Source organism: Streptomyces sp. NRRL S-1022 (assembly GCF_000720135.1).
In the GTDB taxonomy this organism is placed as follows: domain Bacteria; phylum Actinomycetota; class Actinomycetes; order Streptomycetales; family Streptomycetaceae; genus Streptomyces.
Window position 1 is genome coordinate 152,823 of sequence record NZ_JOIU01000008.1, and the last position, 12,452, is coordinate 165,274.

Sequence of the window (12,452 nt, forward strand, 5' to 3'; positions counted from 1 at the left end):
CGCGGGAAGGCCGTACGGCGGCGGGGACTCGGGCAGGGGCGGGCTGCGGCCGGCTCAGTTGCCGAAGGCCATCATGAGCTTCTCCTTCGCGTCGTCGTCGCCGGACAGCCGGCCCGCGGATACGAAGAGCCGCCCGCCGGTCCAGTCGACGACGCCGTCGTAGAAGGTGTTCTCGGCCTCCGCGGCGCCCGGCGGGTTCTGCAGCAGCCTGGTCGCCGCGTGGGAGGAGCCGGTGACCGGGACCGACACGACCTGGCCGCCGGTGTCGTACGACGGCTGCACGTACGCGACGAGCTTGCCGCCCTCGGTCTTCACCGGTGACATCGGCCGGTCGCCCGGGGACTTCACCCGCCACTTGGCCTTGCCGTCGGCGAGGCTGATGGCGACGATCTCGTTGGCGCTGCCGGTGGCGTCGGTCGGCAGGTAGAGCATGTCCGCGTCGACCACGACACCCTGGCAGCCCTGCAACTCGCGCTCCAGCACGGCCCAGCCGCAGCGGGGGGAGAACTTCTCGTCCACCTTGACCTCGGAGCGGAACTTGCCGCTCTTGGTGAAGGTGGAGATGTTCCAGGCCTTCTTGTCGCGGTTGGTCAGGTAGACCACGAGCGGGTCGACCGAGTACGTCCGGGTCACCTCCCAGCCCTTCTTCACGGGCTGGGTCCAGCGCACCTTGCCGGTGGCCGGGTCGAGTTCCTGGATCTCCTCGTGCTCCTTGGCGGTGCCGGCGCCGCAGGAGGCGACCTGGATCAGCCGGCCGGTGCCGCCCGCGTAGGCGGCCGGGAAGCAGGCCGCGCCGTACCTCTTCTTGTCGTACAGCTTCTTGCCGGTGCCGATGTCGTACGCCGTGCCCGACTGCGAACGGCCCACCACCAACGTCTTGCCGCTCACCGTCAGTTCGACGTTGAGCGCGCTGTCGAACAGTCCGCCGTCGGCGACCTGTGCGCTCCAGCCCTTCTCGCCGGTGCGCAGGTCCAGCTGCTGGAGCTGGTTGCACTTGGCGCGGTCGCCGCCGCCGTTCAGGTACGCCACGACGATCTTGTCGTCGGCGGACTTCTGCGGGGTGGCCGCGCAGATCTTCTGCGGGAAGTCGACGGGTCCCCAGGCGGTGCCGCCGTCGGCGGCGTCGAACGCGAAGACCTGCTTGTACGCGGCCTTCACCGCCGTGTCGCCGCTGAACCACATGCCGGGCGCGTCGGCGCCGGAGGCCGGGGCGTCGGGCGCCGGCTTGTACCAGAGCACCTTCGCGTCACCGGCCCCGCGGCCCTCGTTGAGATTCTCCGGATCGTCGCCGGCGGAGGCGGTCGGCGAGGCGGTGGCGGAGTGCTTCGGATCGTCGCTCTGCCGGGCGACCGGCTTCTTCCTGCCGCCGTCGCCGCCGTCGCCGGTGACCGCGAACACCGTGCCGCCGACGGCCAGCAGCGCGGCCACCGCACCGCCGACGATCAGCGCCGTCTTCTTGCGGGAGGCGGGCTTGCCGGCGGCGGGGCCGCCGGGCGCGGCGCCGGGCATGCCCGGGTACGGCGGCTGCTGCGGGTGGCCGTAGCCGGGCTGCGGGGCACCGTACGGACCCTGCGGCTGCGGGGGTTGCTGCGGGTAGCCGTAGGGGCCCGGGGCGGCGCCGTACGGGCCGGGCTGCGGGGGCTGTTGGGGATAGCCGTAACCGGGCTGGGGCTGCTGCGGGGGACCCGCGGGCGGCTGCGGGGGCGGGGGCGCGCCGAAGGCGCCCTGCGCCGGCGGGTTCTGTGGAGCGGCACCGAAACCGCCCTGCGGCGGCTGCGGAGCGGGGCCGAAACCACCGCCCTGCGGCGGCTGGTCCTGCGGCGGTCCGAACCCGCCCTGCGGCGGCTGGTCGGGCGGCTGAGTCATCAGCGCTCTTCCCCCTCGTTCACTGATTTTTAGCCACGCCCCGAGGTTCGTGACGGCCCCAAGGTCGCTTACAGACAGTTCTCAGACGGCTCTTTCTATCACCCGGCGCAGACAGCACACGGGGCCGCGTCCTCCCCTGTTTCCAAGGGCGGACCGGCCCGTGATGCCGTTGTTATGCGCCTTCACGCCCCCTTCACGCGGCGCGCGCGCCCCCTTCGTGCGCGGTGGCGGAACGCGTGCGGGGTCAGGCGTCCTCCGCCAGTTCCAGCCAGCGCAGCTCCAGTTCCTCGCGCTCTCCGGCCAGGTCCCGCAGCCGGGCGTCGAGTTCGGCGACCTTCGCGAAGTCGGTGGCGTTGTCGGCGATCTGCGCGTGCAGCCCGGACTCCTTCTCGGAGATCTTGTCCAACTGGCGCTCGATCTTCTGGAGTTCCTTCTTCGCGGCCCGCTGGTCGGCGGCGCTCTTCTCCGCGGTGGCCGGCTTGGGCGCCGCGGCGGCGGTCTGCGCGGCGACCGCCTCCTCCATCCGCTGCCGCCGCTCCAGGTACTCGTCGATGCCGCGCGGCAGCATCCGCAGGGTGCCGTCGCCGAGCAGGGCGAAGACCCGGTCGGTGGTGCGCTCCACGAAGAACCGGTCGTGGGAGATGACGATCATCGAGCCGGGCCAGCCGTCGAGGACGTCCTCCAGCTGGGTGAGGGTCTCGATGTCGAGGTCGTTGGTGGGCTCGTCCAGGAAGAGGACGTTCGGCTCGTCCATGAGCAGGCGCAGCAGCTGCAGCCGGCGCCGCTCACCGCCGGACAGGTCCCCGACCGGCGTCCACTGCTTCTCCTTGCCGAAGCCGAACGTCTCGCACAGCTGCCCGGCGGTCATCTCGCGTCCCTTGCCGAGGTCGACGCGCTCACGGACCTTCTGCACGGCCTCCAGCACCCGCCACGTGGGGTCGAGTTCGGCGACCTCCTGGGAGAGGTAGGCGAGCTTGACGGTCCGGCCGACGGCGATGCGCCCGCCGGCGGGCTGGGTCTCGCCCTCGCTGCGCGCCGCGTCGGCCATGGCCCGCAGCAGCGAGGTCTTGCCGGCGCCGTTCACGCCGACGAGGCCGATCCGGTCACCGGGGCCGAGCTGCCAGGTGACGTGCTTGAGCAGCACCTTCGGCCCGGCCTGCACGGTGACGTCCTCCAGGTCGAAGACGGTCCTGCCGAGCCGGGAGGAGGCGAACTTCATCAGCTCGCTGCTGTCCCGGGGCGGCGGCACGTCCGCGATCAGCTCGTTGGCGGCCTCCACGCGGAAGCGCGGCTTGGAGGTGCGGGCGGGAGCGCCCCGCCGCAGCCACGCCAGCTCCTTGCGGATGAGGTTCTGCCGCTTGGCCTCCTCGGTCGCGGCGATCCGCTCGCGCTCGGCACGGGCGAAGACGTAGTCGGAGTAGCCGCCCTCGTACTCGTACACGTCGCCGCGCTGCACGTCCCACATGCGGGTGCAGACCTGGTCCAGGAACCACCGGTCGTGGGTGACGCAGACCAGTGCCGAGCGCCGGTTGCGCAGGTGGTCGGCGAGCCAGGCGATGCCCTCGACGTCGAGGTGGTTGGTGGGCTCGTCCAGGACGACCAGGTCCTGCTCCTCGATGAGCAGCTTGGCGAGCGCGATCCGGCGCCGCTCGCCACCGGAGAGCGGTCCGATGACGGTGTCCAGGCCCTTCGGGAAGCCCGGCAGGTCCAGCCCGCCGAACAGGCCGGTCAGGACGTCCCTGACCTTGGCGTTGCCGGCCCACTCGTGGTCGGCCATGTCGCCGATGACCTCGTGGCGGACGGTGGCGGCGGGGTCGAGGGAGTCGTGCTGGGTGAGCACGCCGGTCCGCAGCCCGCCGGAGTGCGTGACCCGGCCGGTGTCGGCCTCCTCCAGCTTGGCGAGCATCCGGATGAGGGTGGTCTTGCCGTCGCCGTTGCGCCCGACGACCCCGATCCGGTCCCCTTCCGACACACCGAGCGAGACGCCGTCCAGCAGGGCACGGGTGCCGTACACCTTGCTGACGTTCTCGACATTGACCAGGTTGACGGCCATTTCACTCCTGTGCGCGGGGCTGTGTCCGAGTGCGGCTCCGCCGCGGGGTCGACCTTCTAGCGTAGGGCCTGCGGGGGTGAGGGCGGGGCGCGAGGGGGTTGTCACTCTTTGTGATGACGTGATCGGGAAAGGGCCGCTACGGTGGGATGGCAGGCCGCAGGATCCCGTCCATGGGAGGAACCATGACCGCCGAGCCGATCTCCGAGGCCGCCGCGCCCGACGACGAGCCGTCCTCGCGGTGGCCGGTGCCTCCGGCGGACGGCTGGACGGTGGACGACCTGTTCACCCTGCCCGGCCTCCCGCCGCACACCGAGTTGATCGACGGGAGCCTGGTCTTCGTGAGCCCGCAGCGGGATTTCCACAGCATTGTCATCGACCTGCTGGTGAGTGGCCTCCGCCGTACAGTGCCTACGGAGTTCAAGGTCCGCCGCGAGATGACCGTTGTCATCGACCGCAAAAACGGGCCCGAGCCGGACGTCTCCGTGCTCCGCTCAGAGGCGGTCGCCAGCCGCAGCCAGACCTCGTTCCGAGCCGCCGATGTAGTCCTCGCCGTTGAGGTGGTCTCGCCGGATTCGGAGTCCCGCGACCGTGACACCAAACCGCGCAAGTACGCAGCTGCGGGGATCGATCACTTCTGGCTGGTGGAGATGGTGGGAGAGGACGAGCGGCCGGTCGTCTACGTGTACGAGCGTGATCCGGTGACCAAGAGCTACACCGTCACCGGCATCCACCACGACCGGCTGAAGCTGTCTGTCCCGTTCGACATCGACATCGACCTGACGGAGATCGACTCCCTCTGAGCCGCCCGCCCCTCAGACCACCCTCGCCCCCGCCACCGCCCCCACCGCGGTCCGCACCGCCCTGCACGTCCCGGACGTCCGCAGGGCCCCGGCGACCTTCTCCGCCGACTCCGCGTCCCGCGTGAGGAATGCCGTCGTAGGACCGGATCCCGAGACCAGCGCGGCCAGAGCACCCGCCCCGCGGCCCGCCGCCAGCGTGTCCGCCAGCTCCGGGAAGAGGGACAGCGCGGCCGGCTGGAGGTCGTTGGAGACGGCCGCGGCCAGCGCCTCGGCGTCCCCCTTCGCCAGCGCCGCCACCAGCTCCGCGGAAGCCACCGGCTCCGGGATCTTCCGTCCCTCGGCGAGCCGGTCGAACTCGCGGAACACCGCCGGCGTGGACAGGCCCCGCTCCGCCATCGCGAACACCCAGTGGAAGGTGCCGCCGACCTCCAGGGCGGTCAGCCGCTCACCGCGCCCGACCCCGAGGGCCGCCCCGCCGACCAGGCTGAACGGCACGTCGCTGCCCAGCTCGGCGCAGATCGCCAGCAGCTCGGCGCGCGAGGCGCCCGTGCCCCACAGCCGGTCGCAGGCGAGCAGCGCGCCCGCGCCGTCCGCGCTGCCGCCCGCCATGCCTCCGGCGACCGGGATGTCCTTGGCGATGTGGACGTGGACGTCCGGTGCGATGCCCCGGCGCGCGGCGAGCGCGATCGCGGCGCGCGCGGCGAGGTTCGTCCGGTCCAGCGGGACCTGGGCGGCGTCCGGGCCCTCGCAGGTGATCCGGAGTTCGTCCGCGGGGGTCACCGTGACCTCGTCGTACAGGCCGACGGCGAGGAAGACGTTGGCGAGGTCGTGGAAGCCGTCGGGGCGGGCGGCGCCGACCGCGAGCTGGACGTTGACCTTGGCCGGGACCCGGACCGTGACGCTCACGCGCCCGCCCCCTTGTGCTCGGCGATCCGCGCGAACTCCTCCACCGTCAGCGACTCGCCGCGCGCCTGCGGCGAGACCCCGGCCGCGACCAGGGCGGCCTCGGCGGCGGCGGCGGATCCGGCCCAGCCGGCGAGCGCGGCCCGCAGGGTTTTGCGGCGCTGCGCGAAGGCCGCGTCGACGACGGCGAAGACCTGGGCCTTGGAGGCGGTGGTCTTGACCGGCTCGGTCCGCCGCACCAGGGACACCAGGCCGCTGTCGACGTTCGGCGCCGGCCAGAAGACGCTGCGGCCGATGGCACCGGCCCGCTTCACCTCGGCGTACCAGTTGGCCTTCACCGACGGCACGCCGTACACCTTGTTGCCGGGCGCGGCGGCGAGCCGGTCGGCGACCTCGGACTGCACCATGACGAGGGTGCGCTCGATGCTCGGGAAGGTGTCGAGCATGTGCAGCAGCACGGGCACCGCGACGTTGTACGGCAGGTTCGCCACCAGGGCCGTCGGGGCGGGGCCGGGCAGTCCGGCGACGTGCATGGCGTCGGAGTGGACCAGCGCGAACCGGTCGGCGCGATCGGGCATGCGGGCGGCGATGGTCGCGGGCAGCGCGCCGGCCAGGACGTCGTCGATCTCGACGGCGGTGACCCGGTCGGCGACCTCCAGCAGCGCGAGGGTGAGCGAGCCGAGTCCCGGGCCGACCTCCACGACCACGTCGTCGGGGCGGACGTCGGCGGTGCGCACGATACGGCGGACCGTGTTGGCGTCGATCACGAAGTTCTGGCCGCGCTGCTTCGTGGGACGCACACCGAGCGCTGCCGCGAGCTCGCGGATGTCGGCCGGACCGAGGAGGGCGTCGGGGGTGGGGCTGCTCACGGGGACAAGGGTACGGGGGCCCGGGGGCCCGGCTCGCCAGGTGGCCCCGGAGGTCACTTGTGCAGGAGCCCCCCGCAATGCGGCCACGGGCTCGTCCCCCGGTGGATGTACAGCTTCTTCGCGCGGTAGGTCTGCTCCTCCGCGGAGGCGTCCTGGGGGCGGCCCTTGCCGCCGAGGGCGTGCCAGGTGCGGTTGTCGAACTGGTAGAGGCCGCCGTAGGTGCCGGAGGGGTCGACCGCGTGCGTACGCCCGCCGGACTCGCAGGCGGCGAGCGCGCGCCAGTTCAGGTCCTCGGCGCCGTCCACGACGGTGGGCCGCGGTCTGGTGCCGACCCTCACCACCTGCGTGCGGGGCGTGCGCACCACCTCGGTCCGCTCCAGGCGCGGCTTCTGCCGGACGCCGTTGACGCTGCGCAGCAGGTAGGTGGTGCGCCGGAGTCCGGGCTGCCCGGGCTGGGCGACGACCTCGGTGCCCTTGAACAGCGAGGGGTCCTCGGTCCGCCGGACCTGGAACGGGATCTGCTCCTCGCGGACCTCCCGGGAGCCGGTCACCCGCAGCACGGTCACCGTCTGCCCGTCCCGCGGGAAGCTGTCGAGCGGGACGGAGGTGGTGTCCTGGCCGCGCAGGGTGATCCCGGCCTCCTCGACCGCCTCGCGGACGGTCGCCGCGTTGGTGCGGACGGTGCGGGTGCGGCCGTCGGCGAGGACCGTGACCGCGCGCTCGGTGCGCACGTCGAGCGCGAGCCCGGCGCGCCCGATGGGCTGGGAGCGCGAGGTCGACAGGTACGCGCCCTCGGCCCGCACGCCGAGCTGGTCCAGCGCGCCCTCCACCGTGTGCGCCGTCGTCCACACCTCGCGCCGCCGGCCGTCCAGGGTGAGCCGGACGGGACGGCCGTACCGCACCGCGACCTCGTCGCCGCTGGTGAGCGCGGTACCGGGGGCGGGCGCGAGCATGTCGTGCGCCCCGACGCGCACCCCCTCCTCGGTGAGGAGCTCGCGCACGTCGTCGGCGAAGGTGTGCAGGGTGCGCTGCCGGCCGTCGACGCTCAGCTCGACCGCCTTGTCCTCGGCGACGAAGGCGGTGGTGCCGCCGGCCAGGAAGACCACGACCAGGGCCTGCGGCAGCAGACGGCGCATGGCGGACTCCGGGCGGTCGGCGGAGCGCGCCCTGTGCCGGCGCGCGGGCCGCCCGCCGATCCCGGCGGGCGGCAGCGGCGCGCGGACCACCGTCCCGGGCGCGCCGGCCGGCTGCCGTGGCAACGGTGGCACCGGCGGCACCGGCGGCACCGCTTCCGGGACGACGTACGCCTCCGCCTCGTAGGCGGGCCGGTAGGTGTCCTCGGACAGGCCGTACGGCAGGGTCTCCGCGGTGTGGACGGAGGCGTCACGGCCGTAGGGGCCGTACGTCTCGTACTGCGACGTGCTCACGCCGACACGCTCCAGGGGGGCCAGAGGGGTCCGGATCGGGCCCCCAGAACCTAGCGGAGCGCCGGTCACTCTCCAAAGCGGCTCGACTACGCACTGTTGCGCCTCGAACGAGCGCTCAGTAATCGAAGGCGCGCGCGGTGTTCGCGCCCAGGGCGGTCGCCAGGGTGTCCTCGTCGGTCCCGCGCACGGCGGCCATCGCGCGGACCGTGACCGGCACGAGGTACGGGGCGTTGGGCCGCCCGCGGTAGGGCGCGGGGGTCAGGAAGGGCGCGTCGGTCTCCACGAGGACCAGTTCCAGCGGGGCTACGGCGAGGGCGTCGCGCAGGTTCCCGGCGTTCTTGAAGGTGACGTTCCCGGCGAAGGACATGAAGTAGCCCTCGCGGGCGCAGACCGCGGCCATCTCGGCGTCACCCGAGTAGCAGTGGAAGACGGTGCGCTCGGGGGCGCCCTCCTCCTTCAGGATCCGCAGGACGTCGGCGTGGGCGTCGCGGTCGTGGATGACGAGCGCCTTGCCGTGCCGCTTGGCGATCTCGATGTGGGCGCGGAAGGAGCGCTCCTGGGCGGCCTTGCCCTCGGGACCGGTGCGGAAGTAGTCCAGACCGGTCTCGCCGACGCCCTTGACCTGCGGCAGCGCGGCGAGCCGGTCGATCTCGGCGAGGGCCTCGTCCAGGGCCGCGTCGCCGCCCGCCGCACGGGCGCCCTGCCGGGACCAGCCCGCCCGTCGCCCACCACCACCCTTGCCGGAGTCGCTTCGCGACGCCCCTTCCAATGGGTCGCCGTGCACGATGCGCGGGGCCTCGTTGGGGTGCAGGGCGACGGCGGCGTGCACGCCCGGGTGGGCGGCGGCGGTCTCCGCGGCCCACTGCGAGCCCTTGATGTCGCAGCCGACCTGCACGACGGTCGTGACGCCCACCGAGGCGGCCTTCGCCAGGCCCTCCTCGACCGTGCCGGACTGCATGTCGAGGTGGGTGTGGGAGTCGGCGACGGGCACCCGCAGCGGTACCGGAAGCGGCGGGGCCGCCTTCCTGTCGTCGTCTGCGGAGCTGTGGGCGGCGTTCGAAGGCATGCCCCGATCCTACGAAAGGGGCATGCCCCGGGCGGCCGGCGATCCGCTCAGCTCGCCCTGCGCTGGAAGGGGTGCAGCAGGTCGGACAGGTGCCAGTGGTGCGGCTCCCTGGCGGGCCCCGGCACCTGCGGCGCCCCGGCCGGGCCCGCGGCCGGCTCCCGGTGCTCCGGCCGGCCGGCCGCGCCGCGCACGGAGGAGACCTGGCCGGCGCGCATGATGCGCACGATGTGACCGTCGCAGTTGTGGCAGCACGGCCGGCTGAGCGGCGACGGCACGACCTGCCCGTCGGCCACGTACAGCACGAACTCCTGGCCCCCGGCGTCCGTGTGGTGCTCTATCTCGTACGACTGCTCCCAGCCGTGCCCGCAGCGCATGCAGGCGAACGAATACGACTCGTGAACGACGGCCGTGGCCGTACCGCGGAGACCGGTCTGCCCTGCTATGTCACTCATGCCAGCTCCCTGATGCACGGGTGCGTCCCTGATGGACGGGTGCGTCCCATCGACCAGTGGACGCCTCGTCCGGGGCGAGCGCATCAGGCCTGTCGAGTGTTGGAGGCGATTTGGACATCGCTTGCCAAAGGGACGCGAACGAGACGGCTGAGCTTTGCCATCGACGCCAGCCCTTTGCCCGTCCATGGGGCGCGCGCTCACCCGAGAAGAGCCCTGCTCAGAGGCCTTGCGCGCCCCTAGCTCGGGTCTGCCTTCTTGGCGGCGACCACGGCGTCGAACACGACTCTTTTCGGCAGTCCGGCCTCCGTCGCCACCGCCGCGATGGCCTCCTTGCGGCGCTCGCCGGCCTCCTCGCGCACCCGTACCCGGCGCACCAGTTCCGCGGCGTCGAGTTCCTCGGGTCCGGGCTCGGGCGCGCCCTCGACCACGACGGTGATCTCCCCGCGCACCCCCTCCGCGGCCCACCGCGCCAGCTCGGCGAGCGGACCGCGCCGCACTTCCTCGTATGTCTTGGTCAGCTCGCGGCAGACGGCGGCCCGCCGCTCCGCGCCGAAGACCTCGGCCATCGCGGCGAGGGTGTCGTCGAGCCGGTGCGGGGCCTCGAAGTAGACGAGGGTGCGCCGCTCGCCCTCGACCTCGCGCAGCCGGGACAGCCGTTCGCCGGCCTTGCGGGGCAGGAAGCCCTCGAAGCAGAACCGGTCGACGGGCAGCCCGGACAGGGCGAGCGCGGTGAGCACGGCGGACGGCCCGGGCACGGCGGTGACCCGGATGTCCTGCTCGACGGCCGCCGCGACCAGCCGGTAGCCCGGGTCGGAGACCGACGGCATCCCGGCGTCGGTCACCAGCAGCACGCGCGCGCCGCCGAGCAGCTCCTGGACCAGTTCCGGCGTACGGGCGGACTCGTTGCCCTCGAAGTACGACAGCACGCGGCCCTTGGGGGTGACGCCGAGCGCCTGGGTGAGCCGGCGCAGCCGCCGGGTGTCCTCGGCGGCGACGACGTCGGCGCCGGCCAGCTCCTCGGCGAGCCGGGGCGGCGCGTCCGCGATGTCGCCGATGGGGGTACCTGCCAGGACAAGGGTTCCAGTCACGCCCCCATCCTCCCAGGAGTTCCGGGGCCGGTTCCGGGGGCCCGCACCCGGGGGGAGACGGAAGGGGAAGCAGACCGTGTCCCGACCGGTACCGCACATGCACGGGACTCGCACAGGCCGGTTCCCTACGATGGCGCGGTGACCAGTACCGCGTCCTCCATGGACCTCCGGCAGGGGCAGGCACCGCACGACCAGCGGCCGTCGTGGCAGCAGCGGCTGCGCCGATTCGGGTACGCGCCGGCCGCGGACGCGCCCTCGGGCGACGTACGCGACCGGCTGGTGCCGCCGTACGCCGAGCCGAGCCCCCGGCTGTGGCGGGTGCTCGGTGTGTCGCCGGTCCTCGCCGAACGGCTCACCCGCTGGTCGGGCTGGGGCGGGCCGCTGCTGGTGACGCTGATGGCGGGCGTCATGCGGTTCTGGAACCTGGGCAGCCCCCGCGCGGTGATATTCGACGAGACGTACTACGCCAAGGACGCGTGGGCGCTCGTCCACCGCGGTTTCGAGGTCAGCTGGGACCAGTACGGCAAGAACGCCAACGACATGGTGCTCCAGCAGGGAGGCCACCTGGCCCTCCCGACGGACCCGGCGTACGTGGTGCACCCCCCGGTCGGCAAGTACGTGATCGGGCTCGGCGAGCTGCTCTTCGGCTTCGACCCGTTCGGCTGGCGGTTCATGACGGCGCTGCTCGGCACGCTGAGCGTGCTGCTGCTGTGCCGGATCGGCCGCCGGATGTTCCGTTCGACGTTCCTGGGCTGCCTGGCGGGCGCGCTCATGGCGGTGGACGGCCTGCACTTCGTGATGAGCCGGACCTCGCTGCTCGACGGCGTGCTGATGTTCTTCGTGGTGGCCGCGTTCGGCTCCCTGGTCGTGGACCGGGACCGGGCGCGGGAGAGACTCGCCGCGGCGCTGCCGGTGGCGGCGGACGGGCGGGTACGGCCGGACGCGCGGGTCGCCGACGCCTTCCGGTTCGGGTGGCGCCCGTGGCGCTGGACGGCCGGGGTGATGCTGGGCCTGGCCGCGGGCACGAAGTGGAACGGCCTGTACGTCCTGGCCGCGTTCTGTGTGATGACGGTCCTGTGGGACGTCGGCACGCGCAAGGTGGCCGGCGCCCGCCACCCGTACGCCGCGGCCCTCAAGTACGACACCGGGCTCGCCTTCGTGGCGACGGTTCCGGTGGCGCTGGTGGTCTACGTGGCCTCCTGGACGGGCTGGATCCTCTCCCCCACCAATGGCAGGGGCGGCTACTACCGCACCTGGGCGGCCACCGACGGCAAGGGCGGCACCTGGGCGTTCCTGCCGGACTGGCTGCGCAGCCTGTGGCACTACGAGCACGAGGTGTACAAGTTCCACGTCCACCTCGACCAGCCGCACACGTACCAGTCCAACCCGTGGAGCTGGATCGTGCTCGGCCGCCCGGTGTCGTACTTCTACGAGTCGCCCTCCCCCGGCGCCGACGGCTGCCCGGCGGACGCGGGCGAGAAGTGCGCCCGGGAGGTGCTGGCGATCGGCACGCCGCTGCTGTGGTGGGCGGCCTGCTTCGCGATCCTGTACGTCCTGTGGCGCTGGGCCTTCCGTCGCGACTGGCGGGCCGGCGCCATCGCCTGCGGCATCGCGGCGGGATATCTGCCCTGGTTCCTGTACCAGGAGCGGACGATCTTCCTCTTCTACGCGGTCGTCTTCCTGCCGTTCCTGTGCCTGGCGGTGGCGATGATGATCGGCGCGATCATCGGCCCGCCGGGCTCCACCGACACCCGCCGCGTGATCGGCGCCTCGGCAGCGGGCGTCCTGGTCCTGCTGATCACCTGGAACTTCATCTACTTCTGGCCCCTCTACACGGGCCAGGCCATCCCGATCGACAGCTGGCGGTCGCGAATGTGGCTGGACACCTGGGTGTAGCTGCGCGGACAGCACGAGGGCGCGGCCCGGTG

The 12,452-nt window shown here is 72.9% G+C and carries 10 protein-coding genes; 2 read left to right on the top strand and 8 right to left on the bottom strand.

Annotated features, from left to right (window positions below; translation table 11 throughout):
• Positions 1 to 54 precede the first annotated feature (54 nt).
• Together IG05_RS0111165 and IG05_RS0111170 are read right to left on the bottom strand one after the other, a co-directional pair.
• Positions 55 to 1,866: a PQQ-binding-like beta-propeller repeat protein gene (locus IG05_RS0111165; protein WP_030341550.1), complete on the bottom strand. Its 1,812-nt coding sequence runs from the start codon at positions 1,864 to 1,866 to the stop codon at positions 55 to 57.
• Positions 1,867 to 2,110: 244 nt separating this feature from the next.
• Positions 2,111 to 3,919, bottom strand: a complete 1,809-nt coding sequence (locus tag IG05_RS0111170; RefSeq protein WP_030341552.1) for an ABC-F family ATP-binding cassette domain-containing protein — start codon at positions 3,917 to 3,919, stop codon at positions 2,111 to 2,113.
• A 182-nt stretch (positions 3,920 to 4,101) separates the two neighbouring features.
• On the opposite strand from IG05_RS0111170, the gene IG05_RS0111175 reads away from it, so the two are divergent.
• The gene (locus IG05_RS0111175; RefSeq protein WP_030341554.1) at positions 4,102 to 4,719 is read left to right on the top strand and encodes a Uma2 family endonuclease; all 618 of its coding nucleotides are present in this window, start codon (positions 4,102 to 4,104) and stop codon (positions 4,717 to 4,719) included.
• A gap of 12 nt (positions 4,720 to 4,731) precedes the next feature.
• On the opposite strand, the gene IG05_RS0111180 is transcribed toward IG05_RS0111175, so the two are convergent.
• The 6 genes from IG05_RS0111180 to rsmI all read right to left on the bottom strand — a co-directional run bounded on the left by IG05_RS0111180 (position 4,732) and on the right by rsmI (position 10,524).
• Positions 4,732 to 5,625, bottom strand: coding sequence for a 4-(cytidine 5'-diphospho)-2-C-methyl-D-erythritol kinase (locus IG05_RS0111180; protein ID WP_030341556.1), 894 nt, complete (start codon positions 5,623 to 5,625; stop codon positions 4,732 to 4,734).
• Positions 5,622 to 6,491: a 16S rRNA (adenine(1518)-N(6)/adenine(1519)-N(6))-dimethyltransferase RsmA gene (gene rsmA / locus IG05_RS0111185; RefSeq protein ID WP_030341557.1), complete on the bottom strand. Its 870-nt coding sequence runs from the start codon at positions 6,489 to 6,491 to the stop codon at positions 5,622 to 5,624. Before rsmA ends, IG05_RS0111180 begins: the two co-directional genes overlap by 4 nt.
• A 53-nt stretch (positions 6,492 to 6,544) precedes the next feature.
• Positions 6,545 to 7,918, bottom strand: a complete 1,374-nt coding sequence (locus IG05_RS0111190; RefSeq protein ID WP_030341558.1) for a ubiquitin-like domain-containing protein — start codon at positions 7,916 to 7,918, stop codon at positions 6,545 to 6,547.
• Between the two features lie 115 nt (positions 7,919 to 8,033).
• Positions 8,034 to 8,984: a TatD family hydrolase gene (locus IG05_RS0111195; protein ID WP_030341560.1), complete on the bottom strand. Its 951-nt coding sequence runs from the start codon at positions 8,982 to 8,984 to the stop codon at positions 8,034 to 8,036.
• A 47-nt stretch (positions 8,985 to 9,031) separates the two neighbouring features.
• A complete protein-coding gene (locus IG05_RS0111200) occupies positions 9,032 to 9,436 on the bottom strand; it encodes a hypothetical protein (RefSeq protein WP_030341562.1) in 405 nt (134 codons plus the stop codon).
• Positions 9,437 to 9,672: 236 nt separating this feature from the next.
• Positions 9,673 to 10,524, bottom strand: coding sequence for a 16S rRNA (cytidine(1402)-2'-O)-methyltransferase (rsmI, locus tag IG05_RS0111205; RefSeq protein ID WP_030341564.1), 852 nt, complete (start codon positions 10,522 to 10,524; stop codon positions 9,673 to 9,675).
• 138 nt (positions 10,525 to 10,662) lie between these two features.
• Between rsmI and IG05_RS0111210 the strand changes: the two genes are divergently transcribed.
• Positions 10,663 to 12,420, top strand: a complete 1,758-nt coding sequence (locus tag IG05_RS0111210; RefSeq protein WP_030341566.1) for a dolichyl-phosphate-mannose--protein mannosyltransferase — start codon at positions 10,663 to 10,665, stop codon at positions 12,418 to 12,420.
• Positions 12,421 to 12,452 lie beyond the last annotated feature (32 nt).